Here is a 15721-nt window from a genome sequence, read left to right as displayed (position 1 = left end):
GAGAAAGATGCGGACTACGCGGACTATGCCGTCGCCGATTCAACCAGTGCCTCACATTGGCAGTCTGAGGCACTAACCCGCGAGCCAGCGCACCGAATTGGTGTAGAAGCTCGCGACAGGCTTGCCATCCCGGTCCAGCGCCGGAATAAACCGCGCTCGCCGCATCAGCAGCTCGCAGGTCAGCTTGATGAAGTCGGGCGAGAGTGTTGCCTGCTGGACTGCGCACTTGGTGGGAAGCCCGTCCGCACCCACCATGATCCGGAAGCGAATGATGGCGCTGGCGCCCATGGCGAGTGCCGACTTCGGATAGTCTGCCGAGTAGAGCCACTTCCCCGGACTGAGGGTCGGCACCGGGCGCCGGCTCAGCGTTTCCTGCTGCACCGGGTCCAGACCCCATGTCTTGACCAGATCGGAAATGCAGGTGCGCATCGCGGCAAGCGGCTGGGCCATCGGGCCGGTGCGCAGCGTAAGCCGTAGCGTGGGCGCGGCAATGCGCAATTCCGTGACGGCAGCTTCCTGCTCCGTCGTGGTCGGGAAGAGCTCGTCCGAATCGCCTTTGACCGCATTCCGATTGAACAGATCGCGCGGTCCGATCATCAGGATCGTCGTCCTGTCAGGGCCTACCGTACCCGTGATCGCCTCGCGGGATTCGCCTGGAGGCAGGCCCGGTCCAAACGTGGCGGTGAGCGAAACGCGGTTGTCCGAGAACCGGCCGAGCGGCTTTCCGATCAGCGAGAGGTCAAGCATCCCGGCCGGCATGAACTGGTCCATCACCAGCACCACCTTGGCGTCCTTCGTGCCGAAGGACCGCGCAAGGCGGCAGGAATCGTCCGCGTAGTTAAGGACCCACTTGTCGAGCGGTTCGAGCACTTTGTCCGCAGCCCGCGCGGCCCCCGGCAGCAGCGCCAGAGCAATGAGCAAGCCGGTGCAATATCGCCTGATGCTCTTCATGATCGCAAGGTATCCACGGCCCGCAGAACCTCCAAACAGAAAAGGCTCCACCGCGGTGGAGCCCTTCCCGTGTTTCCGTCCTGAAGCGAGGCTCAGAGCTTGCCGGTCAGCTCCGGCACCAGCGTGAACAGATCGCCCACGAGGCCGATGTCCGCGACCTGGAAGATCGGGGCGTCCTCGTCCTTGTTGATGGCGATGATGGTCTTCGAATCCTTCATGCCGGCAAGGTGCTGGATCGCGCCCGAGATGCCGACCGCGATGTAGACTTCCGGCGCCACGATCTTGCCGGTCTGGCCGACCTGGTAGTCGTTGGGCACATAGCCCGCGTCCACCGCTGCGCGCGATGCACCAACACCCGCGCCGAGCTTGTCGGCGAGCGGGATGATCACGCTCTGGAACGTCTCCGCATCCTTGAGCGCGCGGCCGCCCGAAACGATGATCTTGGCCGAAGTCAGTTCCGGACGCTCGCTCTTGGCGATTTCCGAACCGAGGAAGCTCGAGAGACCGGCGTCACCCGCAGCGCCAACGGCTTCCACCGAGGCCGAACCGCCGGTCGCGTCCGCCTTGGCAAAGGCAGTGCCGCGCACGGTGACGACCAGCTTGGCGTCGGTCGATTCAACCGTCGCGATCGCATTGCCGGCGTAGATCGGACGGGTGAAGGTCTTGGGGCCTTCGACCGAGAGGATGTCCGAAACCTGCATCACGTCGAGCAGCGCGGCGACGCGCGGCGCGATGTTCTTGCCGGTCGTCGTGGCAGGCGCGACGAACACGTCGTAATCGGCCATCAGACCGGCAACGAGCGGCGCGACGTTTTCGGCGAGCGCATTGGCATAAGCCGCGTCATCGGCCTTGAGCACCTTGGCCACGCCGGCGATCTGCGCAGCGGCAGCAGCAGCGCCGTCACAGCCCGAGCCTGCAACCAGCGCGGTCACTTCGCCGATCTGCGATGCGGCGGTCACGACGGCCAGCGTCGCATCCTTGATCGAAGCGTTGTCGTGTTCGACCCAAACAAGCGTCTTCGTCATCAGGCGACTCCCATTTCCTTGAGCTTGGCGACCAGCGCATCGACGTCAGGCACCTTGATACCCGCGCTGCGCACCGGCGGTTCGGTGACCTTGAGCGTCTTGAGGCGCGGCGCGATATCGACGCCGTAGTCCGCCGGCGTCTTGCTCGCGAGCGGCTTCGACTTCGCCTTCATGATGTTGGGCAGCGAGGCATAGCGTGGCTCGTTGAGGCGCAGGTCGGTGGTGACAATCGCCGGCAGCGCCAGCTTCACCGTTTCCAGACCGCCATCGATTTCGCGCTTCACGACGATGCTGTCACCCTCGACCGAAACTTCGTTGGCGAAGGTGCCCTGCGGGCGGCCGAGCAGCGCGGCGACCATCTGGCCGACCTGGTTCGCGTCGTCGTCGATCGCCTGCTTGCCGGTGATGATCAGGCCCGGCGCTTCCTCATCGGCAATCGCCTTGATGATCTTGGCCACCGCGAGCGGCTCGACCTCGTCTTCGCTGACCACGAGGATCGCACGGTCCGCACCCATGGCGAGCGCGGTGCGCAGCGTTTCCTGAGCCTTGGCCGGCCCGACCGAAACCGCCACGATCTCGGTAACAACGCCCTTTTCCTTGAGGCGAATGGCTTCTTCGACCGCGATCTCGTCGAACGGGTTCATGCTCATCTTGACGTTGGCAAGGTCAACGCCCGTGCCATCCGCCTTCACGCGCGGCTTCACGTTGTAGTCGATCACCCGCTTCACGCAGACCAGGGCTTTCATCGTGTCAGGCCTTTCTCAAACTTGTGGCGCGCGCATAATTGGCGCTTACGTAAACGTCAACCTCACCCCATTGCCCATGCAGGAATGTGAGCATGGGCATCAGCGGCGCTTCTACTCCATTTCAAGGATGATCGCATCCACCGCAAGGCTTTCACCCTGCGCCGCGTTCACCGCCTTCACCTTGCCCGATTTCTCGGCGCGCAGGATGTTTTCCATCTTCATCGCCTCGACCACCGCGAGCGGCTGCCCGGCCTCGACGGTATCGCCCACGCCCACATGCAGCGCCACGAGCAGCCCGGGCATCGGGCAGACGAGGTACTTCGACATGTCGGGCGCGACCTTGGCGATCATGTGCTGCGTCAGCGGCGCGATTCGTGCCGGCAGCACGCGCACATCGTGGCTGCTCCCTCGCGTTGTCAGCTTGAAGCCCGCCGCGCGCGCCGCGACCTTCACCGTCAGCGGCTTGCCGCCGACTTCGGCCATGACCACCCGGTCACCCGGCGTGTATTCCAGCGCCAGATCGACTTCCGCACCATCGACGGTGATGGCCTCTTCATCCACCGTCACGGCATAGTCGGTCTCGCCAATCCACACCGCCCAATCGGACGGCGGATCGAGCGTATCGCCGAGCTGGCCATCAACCTGCCGCGCGCGGTCCGCCCGCGCCGTGGCGAGGAAGCCCGCCAGCGCCGCGAGCGAGCGCTTCGTCTCGTCGGACGTCGCCGCGCCGTGGAACCCGTCCGGATATTCCTCGGCAATGAAGCCGGTGGTCAGTTCGCCGGAACGAAAGCGCGGGTGCTGCATGATCGCCGAAACGAAATCGATGTTGTGGCCCAGCCCCTCGATCTCGAACGCATCGAGCGCCTCGATCTGCCGGTCCGCCGCTTCGTCGCGGGTCTCGCCCCAGGTGACGAGCTTGGCGATCATCGGATCGTAGAACATCGAGACTTCACCGCCTTCATAGACGCCGTCGTCCACGCGCACGCCGTCCACGCCGCGCCGCCCGTTGGCTTCGCCGTCGTCGGTCCAGCCTTCCACCGGCGGATCATAGCGCACCAGCCGCCCGGTCGAGGGCAGGAACCCGCGATAGGGGTCCTCGGCATAGACGCGGTTCTCGATCGCCCAGCCATCGATGCCGATATCGTCCTGCGTGAAAGCGAGCTTCTCACCCGCCGCGACGCGAATCATCTGCTCAACAAGGTCGATGCCGGTGATCGCTTCGGTGACGGGGTGCTCCACCTGCAGGCGGGTGTTCATTTCGAGGAAATAGAAGCTCTCGCCGCTCGGGTCCGCGCCCGAAACGATCAGTTCCACCGTGCCCGCCGAATAGTAGCCCACCGCGCGCGAAAGCGCGACGCACTGCTCGCCCATCGCCTTGCGCATCTTCGGCGTCACGAAGGGCGAGGGCGCTTCCTCCACCACCTTCTGGTGCCGCCGCTGGATCGAGCATTCGCGCTCGTTGAGGTAAAGGATGTTGGCGTGCTGATCGCCGAGGATCTGGATCTCGATGTGGCGCGGGTTGAGGATGAATTTCTCGATGAACACGCGGTCGTCGCCGAACGAGTTCAGCCCCTCGCGCTTCACCGCCTCGAAGCCCTCGCGCACGTCCTTCTCGTTGTAGGCAAGGCGCATGCCCTTGCCGCCGCCGCCGGCCGAAGCCTTCATCATCACCGGATAGCCGATCTCGTCCGAGATGCGCACAGCGTGCTCGGTATCCTCGATCTCACCCACGAAGCCGGGGACGACATTCACGCCCGCCGCCTTCGCCAGCTTCTTCGATTCGATCTTGTCACCCATCGCGGCAATCGCGCCAACGGGCGGCCCGATGAACGCGATGCCTTCCGCCGCCAGCGCCTCGGCAAAGCTCGTGCGTTCCGAAAGGAAGCCATAGCCCGGATGCACAGCCTCGGCGCCGGTCTGCTTGCACGCCGCGATGATCTTGTCCGCAATGAGATATGACTGCGCGGCAGGCGAAGGCCCGATATGCACCGCCTCATCCGCCATCTTCACAAACGGCGCACGCGCATCGGCATCCGAATAGACCGCAACGGTCTGGATACCCATCCGCCGCGCCGTCTTGATCACGCGGCAGGCAATCTCGCCCCGATTGGCGATGAGGATTTTCTTGAACATCAGAGGTCTACACCTTCAACAACGAAGAGGCGCGAAGTGCTGGTCCGGTGGCGGATCGCCGCCACCGGGGCATACTCGGCGGAATTCACAAAGGCTTCGGCCTGCGCCTTGCTCGGAAACTCGACAATCACGATCCGGCCTGTCGGCGCCTCGCCCTCGACACTCGTGATCGCGCCGCCGCGTGTAATGTAGCGGCCACCGAGCTGCGCGATGACCGCAGGAACCGCCGCACGATAGGCAGCGAAGCCTTCCGGATCGTGGACGTCGACTTCGGCGACGACATAGCCTTTGGGTGTGTCCGTCATGGCTTACTCCGCTGCCTCAAGCTCTTCACCCGCCGGCGGCATATTGTGACCCAGGAGGCGCAGCATGTCCGCTGCCGCCTCGACCACATTCGTGCCCGGGCCGTAGATGCCCTGCACTCCGGCCTCACGGAGGAAGTCGTAGTCCTGCGGCGGGATCACCCCGCCCGCGACGACCTTGATATCGCTGCGCCCCGCTTCGCGCAGGTGGCGGATCAGTTCGGGGATCAGCGTCTTGTGGCCCGCCGCAAGCGAAGACGCGCCAACTGCATCGACCTCGGCCTCCAGTGCCAGCTTGGCCGCTTCCTCAGGCGTCTGGAACAGCGGGCTGCTGGTCACATCGAAGCCCATGTCGCCAAAGGCCGATGCGATAACGTTCGCGCCGCGATCATGCCCGTCCTGGCCCATCTTGGCGACGAGCATGCGGGGCGCGCGGCCCAGACGGCGCGTCACCGCTTCCACGCCGTCGAGGACTTGCTGGTAGCGCGAATCCCCGGCGTAGTAGGCGCTGTAGACGCCGCGAACCGGGGTCGGGTGCGTACCGTGGCGGCCGAACACGATTTCCATCGCGTCCGAAATCTCGCCCAGCGTCGCGCGGTGCCGCGCAGCTTCCACTGCGAGTTCGAGCAGATTGCCGCCAGTCTTTGCGCCTTCGGTCAGGGCATTCAAAGCCGCGCGACACTTCGTCTCGTCGCGGTTCTCGCGCACCCACTTCAGCCGCGCGATCTGGCCTTCGCGCACCGCCATGTTGTCGACTTCCAGCGTATCGAGCTGGTCCTCGCTGGCGAGGCGGTACTTGTTGACGCCGACGATCACGTCATCGCCCTTGTCCACCCGCGCTTGCCGTCCGGCGGCGGCTTCCTCGATCATCGCCTTGGGCCAGCCCGCCGCCACGGCTTTCGCCATGCCGCCTTCGGCCTCGACGCGCTCGATGATCTCCCACGCCTTGTCGACCAGTTCCTGCGTCAGCGCCTCGACGTAGTAGGAGCCGCCCAGCGGATCGACCACTTTGGTCATCCCGGTCTCTTCCTGGATCACGATCTGCGTGTTGCGGGCAATGCGCGCGGAAAAGTCGGTCGGCAGCGCGATCGCTTCATCAAGCGCATTGGTGTGGAGCGACTGGGTGCCGCCCAGCATCGCGGCCATAGCCTCGATCGTGGTGCGGATCACGTTGTTGTAGGGGTCCTGCTCCTGCAAGCTCACGCCCGAAGTCTGGCAGTGCGTGCGCAGCATCTTCGAGCGCTCGTCCTTGGCGCCGAGCTGCGTCATCACCCGGTGCCACAGCACGCGCGCGGCGCGCAGCTTGGCCACTTCCATGAAGAAGTTCATGCCGATGGCGAAGAAGAACGAGAGGCGGCCCGCAAATGCATCGATATCGAGGCCCGAGGCCACGCCGTACTTCACGTATTCCATGCCGTCGGCGATGGTGAAGGCCAGTTCCTGCACCTGGGTCGCGCCGGCTTCCTGCATGTGGTAGCCGGAAATCGAGATCGAGTTGAACTTCGGCATCTCGCGGCTGGTGTAGCCGAAGATGTCCGAGATGATCCGCATGCTCGGCTCGGGCGGGTAGATATAGGTGTTGCGGACCATGAACTCCTTGAGGATGTCGTTCTGGATCGTCCCGTCGAGCTGCGCGCGGGCCACGCCTTGCTCCTCGCCCGCCACGATGAAGAACGCGAGGATCGGGATCACCGCGCCGTTCATGGTCATCGAGACGGACATCTGATCGAGCGGAATCCCGTCGAACAGGATCTTCATGTCTTCGACCGAATCGATCGCCACACCCGCCTTGCCGACATCGCCGACCACGCGCGGATGGTCCGAGTCATAGCCCCGGTGCGTCGCCAGATCGAACGCGACCGACAAGCCCTTCTGCCCCGCCGCGAGGTTGCGGCGATAGAACGCGTTCGATTCCTCGGCGGTGGAGAAGCCCGCGTATTGCCGAAGCGTCCAGGGCCGCCCCGCATACATCGACGCGCGCACCCCGCGCGTGAACGGCGCGAAGCCCGGCAGGCCCGGATCGACGCTGACGTCCTCCGCCGTATAGAGCGGCTTCACGGCAATGCCCTCCGGCGTCTGCCAGGTGAGGTCCTTGCCCTTCACTTCCTTCGAGGCGGCCTTCTGCCAGTCTTCGATATTCGCCATGCTTCACCTCTTTGCCCTCTCCCCTGGAGGGGAGAGGATACGAAGGCTTGGCGCGAATGCGCCTAGCCGAAGTTGGAGAGGGGCCTCAGCGCTCGCCGAGTGCGCCTTCCCCCCCCTCCCAACCCTCCCCCCTGAAGGGGAGAGGGCTTTTAGCTCAATGCGCCTCTTTCGGCGTCTCCATGATCTCGGTCAGCACGCCGCCCATGTCCTTGGGGTGGACGAAGAAGATCAACGTCCCATGCGCGCCGATGCGGGGTTCACCCAGCACGCGCTTGCCCAGCGCTTCAAACGCAGCCTTGGCAGCGTGAATATCGGGCACTTCATAGCACATATGGTGCTGCCCGCCCGCCGGGTTCTTCGCCAGAAAGCTCGCAATCCCGGTGTTCCCCGGCAGCGGCTCGATCAGCTCGATCTGCGTGCCGTTGAGGGCGCCATCAACTCCGGGCGTATCGACGAAGCAGACCTTCACACCCTGCTCGGGCAGGTCGAACGGCTCGTGGATCTTCGTCGCGCCCATCACGTCGCGCCAGAACACCACGCTGTCCGCAATCGAAGGCGTCGCAACGCCAATATGATTCAGCCGCCCCAGCTTCATGATCAAACCCTCTCGATCACCATGGCGATGCCCTGACCGCCGCCGATGCACATCGTGATGAGGCCGTACCGGCCCCCGGTGCGCTGCAGCTCGTAAGCCGCCTTGATCGTCAGGATCGCGCCCGTCGCGCCGATGGGGTGGCCAAGGCTGATACCCGAACCGTTGGGATTGGTCTTGGCGGGATCGAAGCCCAGCTCCTTGGCGACGCCGCAGGCCTGCGCCGCAAACGCTTCGTTGCTTTCGATCACGTCGATCTGGTCGAGCGTCAGCCCCGCGCGCTTCAGCGCCACCGGCACGGCCTTGACCGGGCCGAGGCCCATGACGGAGGGCTCCACGCCCGCATGGCCCCACGCCAGAATCTTGGCGATGGGCTTCAAACCATGCTCGGCCACCGCCTCACCGCTCGCCAGCACGACCGCGCCCGCGCCGTCGTTGATGCCGCTGGCATTGCCTGCGGTCACGGTGCCGTCCTTCTTGAACACCGGGCGCAGCCCCGCCATCCCTTCAAGGCTGGCATCGGCGCGGAAATGCTCGTCGGTGTCGAACACGGTCGTACCCTTGCGGGTCTTGATCTCGACCGGGACAATCTGCTCCTTGAAATAGCCCGCAGCAGTCGCGGCAGCGGCGCGGCGATGGCTTTCCACTGCCAGCGCATCCTGCGTCTCACGCGTGATCTGGTGGCGCTCGGCCACGTTCTCCGCCGTCACGCCCATATGGATGTTCTCGAAGGGATCGTGGAGCGCGCCGAGCATGGCGTCCATCATCACCTGATCGCCCATCTTCTGGCCGCTCCGCGCCGTCAGCACCATATGCGGCGCGTTCGACATCACCTCGCAGCCGCCGCCTATGGCGATCTGCTGCTCGCCCAGCGCAATCCCCTGCGCAGCCGAGACAATCGCCTGCAGGCCCGAACCGCACAGCCGGTTCACGTTCATCGCCGGGCTCTCGATGGGAACCCCTGCATTCACCGCCGCGACGCGGCTGACATAGGCGTCCTTCGGCTGCGTCGGCACGACCGTCCCGATCACCACGTTCTCGACCTTGTCCGCGCTGATCCCGGCGCGGGCAATCGCCTCCTTGATCACGATGGTGCCCAGATCCGCCGGACGGAACGAGGCGAGGCTGCCGCCAAACGTGCCAATGGCCGTGCGCGCGCCGGAAACGATGAAGATGTCAGTCATTAGGATTGCCTTTACCCGCTCGGTTAAAATCCGAAAATAGACTCGAACTTATCTCTTTCTGTTCTGGAACTTTTGAAATTGAGTTTCCCAAAACTCAAAATCTTCGACTATAAAATTAACTCTTTCACTTAATCTGTCCAAACAAAAAGATAATTCTTTCGCTCGTCTATCAGAATTATCGTCAACAAATTTTATGCCGCACTCTAACCTAAATGCCGCCACCATATCTTTAATTTGCAATACTTCACTGTATTTGAGTGGGGCAACGGAGGGCTTTAGCATAAGTCTATTTGCCCTAAGGCAATGCTCAATTTCGCGAATTTTCACAGCACCGATGTTCGGTATTTTACACAGATCTTCCTCGGAAAGAGCTACGAGCTGCTCAAGCGAGCGTACGTCGGCGGATGCCAACGCCTTCTTTGTTGAGGCAGAAAGCTCGTCAAAGGTCATCTTGAGGCCCTCACAGCGGGATATTGTCGTGCTTCTTCCAAGGGTTCTCGAGGCTCTTGTTCCGCAGCTTCCGCAGCCCCAGCGCAATGCGCCGCCGCGTCGAATGCGGGTGGATCACCTCGTCCACGAAGCCCTTGCTCGCCGCCACGAACGGGTTGGCGAAGCGGTCTTCGTATTCCCTGGTCTTCACCGCCTGCTCTTCGGTCGAAAGCCCGCGGAAGATGATCTCCACCGCGCCTTTCGCGCCCATCACCGCGATTTCGGCGGTTGGCCAGGCGTAGTTCAAATCGCCGCGCAAGTGCTTGGAGGCCATCACGTCATAGGCGCCGCCATAGGCCTTGCGCGTGATCACGGTGATCTTGGGCACGGTCGCCTCGGCATAGGCAAACAGCAGCTTGGCCCCGTGCTTGATGATCCCGCCCAGTTCCTGCGCGGTTCCCGGCAGGAAGCCCGGCACGTCGACGAACGTGATGATCGGAATTTCGAACGCATCGCAGAAGCGCACGAACCGCGCGGCCTTCTTGGACGAATTGATATCGAGCACGCCCGCCAGCACCATCGGCTGGTTGGCCACCACGCCCACCGTCTTGCCCTCGATCCGGCCAAACCCGCAGATGATGTTCGCGGCATGCTTGGGCTGGATCTCGAAGAACTCGCCCTCGTCGAGCGTCTTGGCGATCACCTCGTGCATGTCGTAGGGCTGGTTGGCCGAGGCCGGGATCAGCGTGTCAAGGCTCATTTCGAGCCGGTCCCACGCATCCGCCGTCGGCCGCTCGGGCACGCCGGAGCGGTTGGTCAGCGGCAGATAATCGAAGAACTCGCGCGCCATGAGCAGCGCTTCGATATCGTTCTCGCAGGCGAGATCGGCCACCGATGTCTTGGTCGAATGCGTCACCGCGCCGCCAAGCTCTTCTTGCGTGACGATCTCGTTGGTCACCGTCTTCACCACGTCCGGCCCGGTGACGAACATGTAGGAGCTGTCCTTCACCATGAAGATGAAGTCGGTCATCGCGGGCGAATAGACCGCACCGCCCGCGCAAGGCCCCATGATGAGGCTGAGTTGCGGCACCACGCCGCTAGCCAGCACGTTGCGCTGGAAGATCTCGGCATAGCCGCCAAGGCTGGCGACGCCTTCCTGAATGCGCGCGCCGCCGCTGTCGTTGATGCCGATCACCGGCGCACCGACTTTCAGCGCGGTATCCATGATCTTGCAGATCTTCATCGCGTGCCGCTCGGACACCGCGCCGCCGAACACGGTGAAGTCCTGACTGAACACATAAACGAGGCGCCCGTTGATTGTGCCCGAACCCGTCACCACGCCGTCACCCGGCACGGTCTGCTCGGGCATGCCGAAATCAACGCAATTGTGCTCGACGTAAGCGTCGATCTCTTCAAAGCTGCCTTCATCTAGCAGGATATCGAGCCGTTCGCGCGCGGTCAGCTTGCCCTTGGCGTGCTGGGCATCGATGCGGCGCTGGCCGCCCCCCATGCGGGCCGCCTCGCGGCGCTTTTCCATTTCGGCGATATTGGCAGACATGCGGGGGCATTCCTCGACTGCAAGCGTTCAAGGCGCTGGCGGATGCCGCATTGTAGCGCGCCTGTCCAATGCAATTCAGCAAAGTTGCAAAGCCTAACTTTGCAAACTAGGCTCGCGTTCATGGCAAACCGAAGGCTCTTTGCAGGACAGGCCCTGCGCACCCTGCGCGCGCGGCGCGGCCTGCGTCAGGCGGAAATGGCAACTGCGCTCGGCATCAGCGCGCCCTATCTCTCGCAACTCGAGACCGACGAGCGCCATCTCACCCCCGCGCTCGCAGAACGCCTGCGCGCCGCCTTCCCGATCGACTGGGCCGATTTCGCGCCGCCCGATGCCGATACACTCGCGGAATCGCTGCGCGATGCGCTTGCCGATCCGCAGTTGCCGGGCGGCATTCCCGCCGAACAGGTCGAGCGCCTCGCGCGCCAGTTCCCGGCCTTTGCGACAAGCTTCGTCGCGCTCCACGGCCTTTTTGCCAAGGGCCGCCAGCGCCTCGAAATGCTCGACGAAGCCATCGGCGCGGACCTCGGCGGCTCCGAGATCGCGGGCGGACGCCTGCCGTGGGAGGAAGTGCGCGACTGGTTCCACCTCGCCAACAACTACGTCGATCGCATCGACCGCGATGCCGAAGCCCTCGCCTACGAAATCGCCGGAGACGAAGCCAGCCCGCGCATCCGCACCATGCAGCAATGGCTGCGGCGCGAAGGCGTCACCATTGAATGGGCGAGCGGCGCCGCACTCCGCCGCTTCGATAGCGCAAAGCGCCACCTCCAGCTCGATTCCGCGCAGCCTAACGAATCGAGCCGCTTTCAGCTTGCCTACCAGGTCGCCGCGCTCGCGCTGTCAGGCCAGATCGCAGAGATCGTTGCTTCCGCTCCGCTTCAAACGGAGGCTGCGCGCCACCTCCTTACCGTCGGTCTCGGCAACTACGCCGCCGGCGCGCTGCTCATGCCCTACGAGCGCTTCCGCAGCGCCGCGAGGCTCCTGCGCCACGACATCGACCGCCTGCGCCAGCTGTTCCACGTCAGCTTCGAGCAGTGCTGCCACCGCCTCTCCACGCTCCAGCGCCCCCAGGCGCGCGGCATTCCGGTGTTCTTTGCCCGCGTCGACATGGCGGGCAACATCACCAAACGCCACTCCGCCACGCGCCTCCAGTTCGGCCGCTTCGGCGGTGCCTGCCCCTTGTGGATCGTCCACGAGGCGGTCGCGATCCCGGACCGCATCCACGTCCAGCTCGCCGAGATGCCCGATGGCATCCGCTACGTCTCGATTGCCAAAGGCCTCGTGAAACCGAGCGGCAGCTACTACCGCCAGCCCCGCCGCTACGCTGTCGTCCTAGGCTGCGAAGCCGCCCTCTCCGACGAGTTCGTCTACGCCGACGGACTCAACCTCACCAACGAGGACGCCGTCACCCGCATCGGCATCTCCTGCCGCATCTGCCCCCGCGATACCTGCGACCAGCGCGCCTTCCCGCCCAGCGACAAGGCCATCGCCGTCGATCCCAGCCAGCGCGATCTGGTGCCCTACCGGATCGTCGAGGGGTAACTCAGACCTGCCGCCGCACCCGCAGCACGATCTCCACCACCGCCCACACCAGCGCGATGATGCCGACATAGAACAGGAAGAACGGGATCAGGTTCGTTACCGGCGCGGCAAACTTCAGGCCCCGGCTGTCCTTGAACAGCGCGTCGAACAGCGAGGCGATGGGAAAGCACCATGCCGTCAGCACCAGCATCCGCGCGATCCGCCGCGCGGTCGCCACCGGCAGCGCCATCGCCGGTTGCAGCGCCGCCACCAGCCACAGCATCAGCCCATTGAGCACGCCTTCCATGTGGCTCATCCGCCATGCCTTGTCGCTGCCGGGCAGCTGCAGCGCGATTTTGCCCGGAATGGGCCAGAGCTCGATGCTGCCGATCAGGAAAAACACGAAGCCGAACCCCGCGACGAACCCAAGCAGCATGACACAGCCGCCCTGCACGATCAGCATGCGCTGCACGCCGCGCAGTTCCGCACCGTCCATCACTCCATCCCCTCAGAACGGCACCGGCATCGCGGCGCTCTGTGTATCGATCAGCGGCATTGGCGCGCCGCGTTTCGCATCACGCGCATGTGCCGCAATCCATTCGCGCACCCACGGATGGTCCTTCACACCGCGCGGATCATGCCCCGGCACCATCGCGCGCAGCAGCGCAGGCCCCGTCCCCATCAGGAACCGCGCCGCCCACCACCAGACCTTGAGGCGCGAAGATGGCCTCCGCCAGCGCCCATCCGCCTTCAGCAGTGCGCGGTAACACCGCCGGCTCCAGCGGATCACATCGAGCGAGCCATGCAGCACGCCGAACGCACGCCGCCAGTATCCGGGCGAAACCGCCTGATAGACGTCATGCGCCACCAGCTTGTGCTCGGTCTCCTCGACCATATGCCAGAGGATGAACGAGGTGACTTGCGGGTTTGCCCCCCGAAACAGCGTGGTGCGGTTTCCCACCAGCCAGTCGGTCAGCCCGAGCGTCATCGCCTCGAACCCTGCCGCATAGGCCAGCCGCACCGCCAGCGGACGCTGCATCAGCCGCGCATAGGCCGCTGCCATCTCCGCCTCAATCCCGGCCAGCACCTCGTAGCCCTGACCCAGGATCACATCGTTGAAGCGCCGGTGCGTGCGGTAGTGCTGCGTCTCCTGCATGCAGAAATCGCGCGCCTCGCGCCGCACGGCGGGGTCCTCGATCAGCTTCGCCGCCTCGCCGAGCGTTGCCACCAGAAACGGCTCCAGATGGGGCATCGTGAACGAGGCGCCATTGATCATCTGCGCCAGTTCGGGCGCATGCGGGATCCAGTGCGCCGGGGTGTCGTCGGCAAAAGCGAAGGCGCCCTGCCGTACGGTAATCGGCGTGATGGCGCCCGCTGTGCTCTCCCCGCGCATCGACTGCTCTCCCGGCCTGATCAGTTCACCTCAATAACAGCGTTATACCACTAGTGTTCGCCAACACAAGCGCCCATGCATGGCGGAATGCCGAATCGCCGTTCTGCTGTCATCGAGGCGCCCCGCGAAGACCTCGCCGCCCGCCTCCTCGAGGAGGCCGAAGCCCTCGTCCGCCGTGATGGGCCAGACGGCATTGCCCTGCGCGAACTGGCCCGCGCCTGCGGCTCCTCGACGATGGCGATCTATACACTTTATGGCGGCAAGCCCGGCCTCATGCAGGCGCTTTATGCCGTAGGCTTCGCGCGGCTCCACGCCTATGCGCTCTCGGCCGAACACCGCGAGGCGCCCTTGCGCTGGATGGTGCGCCAGATGCTCGCCTACCGCCGCTTCGCGCTCGATCACACCGGGCTCTACCGCCTGATGTTCGGCGGAGAAAAGCGCTTCGTCCCTACGGACCGCCACACCCGCTTCGCCTCGCTCGCCGCGCCGGTAGACGATGCCTACCCCGCCTTCGCCGCGCTGGTCGATGCGGTCGGCACCTGCCTCGCCCACCACCGCCAGACGAGCCCGGACCCGGCCAAAGTGGAAGACCTCGCCTTCCTCGTCTGGGGCCAGATGCACGGCCACGTCAGCCTTGAAATCGCCGGCTACGCCGATCCTGCCGATGCCGTTTCCCGCTACCAGAACGCCGTCCGCTTCATCTGCACCCACTGCGGCGCGGATATGGACGCGGTGAACGCCGAACTGGCTGCAGCGGACTAACGAAAAAGGCCGGAGGTTTCCCTCCGGCCCTTTCCTCAAACCAAAGCCCGAAAGGCTCAACCCTTCAGCACGTCCGCCAGCGTCTCGCCCAGCAGGCTGGGCGAGGGCGACACGCGGATGCCGGCGGCTTCCATCGCCGCGATCTTGCTTTCCGCATCGCCCTTGCCGCCCGAAACGATCGCGCCGGCGTGGCCCATCCGCCGCCCCGGAGGGGCAGAACGCCCCGCGATGAAGCCGGCCATCGGCTTCTTGCGGCCACGCTTGGCCTCGTCGATCAGGAACTGCGCCGCGTTCTCTTCCGCGTCGCCGCCGATTTCGCCGATCATGATGATCGACTTGGTGTCCTCGTCCGCCAGGAACAGCTCGAGCACGTCGATGAAGTTGGTGCCGTTCACCGGATCGCCACCGATACCGACAGCCGTCGTCTGGCCAAGCCCGATGTTCGAGGTCTGGAACACCGCCTCATAGGTCAGCGTGCCCGAACGCGAGACCACGCCCACCGAGCCCTTCTTGAAGATCGAGCCCGGCATGATGCCGATCTTGCACTCGTCCGGCGTCAGCACGCCGGGGCAGTTCGGACCGATCAGGCGCGACTTCGAACCCTGCAGCGCCCGCTTCACGCGCACCATGTCGAGCACCGGGATGCCTTCGGTGATGCACACGATCAGTTCCATCTGCGCGTCGATGGCTTCCAGAATCGCATCCGCCGCGCCCGGAGGCGGCACGTAGATGCAGCTGGCGGTCGCGCCGGTCGCGGCCTTGGCTTCGGCGACGGTGTCATACTGCGGCAGGCCGATATGGCTGGTGCCGCCCTTGCCGGGGGTCACGCCCGCGACCATCTGCGTGCCGTAGTCGAGCGCGGCCTGCGTGTGGAACGCGCCGGTCTTGCCGGTCATGCCCTGGGTGATGACCTTGGTGTGCTTGTTGACGAGAATGCTCATGGATCAGGAAACCTTCCGGACTTCGGCCACGATCTTCTG

At 64.6% G+C, this 15721-nt stretch carries 15 protein-coding genes; 2 read left to right on the top strand and 13 right to left on the bottom strand.

The window, feature by feature from the left end; all coding sequences use genetic code 11:
• Window positions 1–72 precede the first annotated feature (72 nt).
• The 10 genes from Q0082_RS05940 to Q0082_RS05895 form a co-directional block, all read right to left on the bottom strand.
• Window positions 73–921 carry an energy transducer TonB gene (locus Q0082_RS05940; protein WP_298190843.1) on the bottom strand — a complete coding sequence of 283 codons (849 nt, stop codon included), beginning with the start codon at window positions 919–921 and terminating at the stop codon, window positions 73–75.
• A 122-nt stretch (window positions 922–1043) separates the two neighbouring features.
• The gene (locus tag Q0082_RS05935; protein WP_298190842.1) at window positions 1044–1976 is read right to left on the bottom strand and encodes an electron transfer flavoprotein subunit alpha/FixB family protein; all 933 of its coding nucleotides are present in this window, start codon (window positions 1974–1976) and stop codon (window positions 1044–1046) included.
• Window positions 1976–2722, bottom strand: a complete 747-nt coding sequence (locus Q0082_RS05930; RefSeq protein WP_298190841.1) for an electron transfer flavoprotein subunit beta/FixA family protein — start codon at window positions 2720–2722, stop codon at window positions 1976–1978. Before Q0082_RS05930 ends, Q0082_RS05935 begins: the two co-directional genes overlap by 1 nt.
• 111 nt (window positions 2723–2833) lie before the next feature.
• A complete protein-coding gene (locus tag Q0082_RS05925) occupies window positions 2834–4855 on the bottom strand; it encodes an acetyl/propionyl/methylcrotonyl-CoA carboxylase subunit alpha (RefSeq protein ID WP_298190840.1) in 2022 nt (673 codons plus the stop codon).
• Window positions 4855–5160: a DUF1330 domain-containing protein gene (locus Q0082_RS05920; RefSeq protein ID WP_298190839.1), complete on the bottom strand. Its 306-nt coding sequence runs from the start codon at window positions 5158–5160 to the stop codon at window positions 4855–4857. Before Q0082_RS05920 ends, Q0082_RS05925 begins: the two co-directional genes overlap by 1 nt.
• A 3-nt stretch (window positions 5161–5163) precedes the next feature.
• Window positions 5164–7302, bottom strand: a complete 2139-nt coding sequence (gene scpA / locus Q0082_RS05915) for a methylmalonyl-CoA mutase (RefSeq protein ID WP_298190837.1) — start codon at window positions 7300–7302, stop codon at window positions 5164–5166.
• Window positions 7303–7456: 154 nt separating this feature from the next.
• The gene (gene mce, locus Q0082_RS05910; protein WP_298190835.1) at window positions 7457–7897 is read right to left on the bottom strand and encodes a methylmalonyl-CoA epimerase; all 441 of its coding nucleotides are present in this window, start codon (window positions 7895–7897) and stop codon (window positions 7457–7459) included.
• 2 nt (window positions 7898–7899) lie between these two features.
• Window positions 7900–9078: an acetyl-CoA C-acyltransferase family protein gene (locus tag Q0082_RS05905; protein WP_298190833.1), complete on the bottom strand. Its 1179-nt coding sequence runs from the start codon at window positions 9076–9078 to the stop codon at window positions 7900–7902.
• A 48-nt stretch (window positions 9079–9126) separates the two neighbouring features.
• Complete coding sequence (locus Q0082_RS05900; RefSeq protein ID WP_298190831.1) at window positions 9127–9528, bottom strand: DNA-directed RNA polymerase subunit alpha C-terminal domain-containing protein; 402 nt, start codon at window positions 9526–9528, stop codon at window positions 9127–9129.
• Between the two features lie 10 nt (window positions 9529–9538).
• Complete coding sequence (locus Q0082_RS05895) at window positions 9539–11065, bottom strand: acyl-CoA carboxylase subunit beta (RefSeq protein ID WP_298190829.1); 1527 nt, start codon at window positions 11063–11065, stop codon at window positions 9539–9541.
• A gap of 120 nt (window positions 11066–11185) precedes the next feature.
• On the opposite strand from Q0082_RS05895, the gene Q0082_RS05890 reads away from it, so the two are divergent.
• Window positions 11186–12607, top strand: coding sequence for a short-chain fatty acyl-CoA regulator family protein (locus tag Q0082_RS05890; RefSeq protein ID WP_298190827.1), 1422 nt, complete (start codon window positions 11186–11188; stop codon window positions 12605–12607).
• Between the two features lies 1 nt (window position 12608).
• Here Q0082_RS05890 and Q0082_RS05885 read toward each other — a convergent pair whose 3' ends face one another.
• Both Q0082_RS05885 and Q0082_RS05880 read right to left on the bottom strand, forming a co-directional pair.
• A complete protein-coding gene (locus Q0082_RS05885; protein ID WP_298190825.1) occupies window positions 12609–13082 on the bottom strand; it encodes a hypothetical protein in 474 nt (157 codons plus the stop codon).
• Window positions 13083–13094: 12 nt separating this feature from the next.
• Complete coding sequence (locus Q0082_RS05880; RefSeq protein WP_298190823.1) at window positions 13095–13979, bottom strand: metal-dependent hydrolase; 885 nt, start codon at window positions 13977–13979, stop codon at window positions 13095–13097.
• Window positions 13980–14066: 87 nt separating this feature from the next.
• Here Q0082_RS05880 and Q0082_RS05875 point away from each other — a divergent pair, with 87 nt between their 5' ends.
• Complete coding sequence (locus tag Q0082_RS05875; RefSeq protein ID WP_298190821.1) at window positions 14067–14741, top strand: TetR-like C-terminal domain-containing protein; 675 nt, start codon at window positions 14067–14069, stop codon at window positions 14739–14741.
• Between the two features lie 56 nt (window positions 14742–14797).
• Here the strand turns inward: Q0082_RS05875 and sucD are convergent, their stop codons facing one another.
• Window positions 14798–15682, bottom strand: coding sequence for a succinate--CoA ligase subunit alpha (gene sucD / locus Q0082_RS05870; RefSeq protein WP_298190819.1), 885 nt, complete (start codon window positions 15680–15682; stop codon window positions 14798–14800).
• Between the last annotated feature and the right edge of the window lie 39 nt (window positions 15683–15721).

It is taken from the genome of Novosphingobium sp., assembly GCF_027489515.1.
GTDB lineage: Bacteria > Pseudomonadota > Alphaproteobacteria > Sphingomonadales > Sphingomonadaceae > Novosphingobium.
This window is presented reverse-complemented; position numbering and strand designations above follow the sequence as displayed.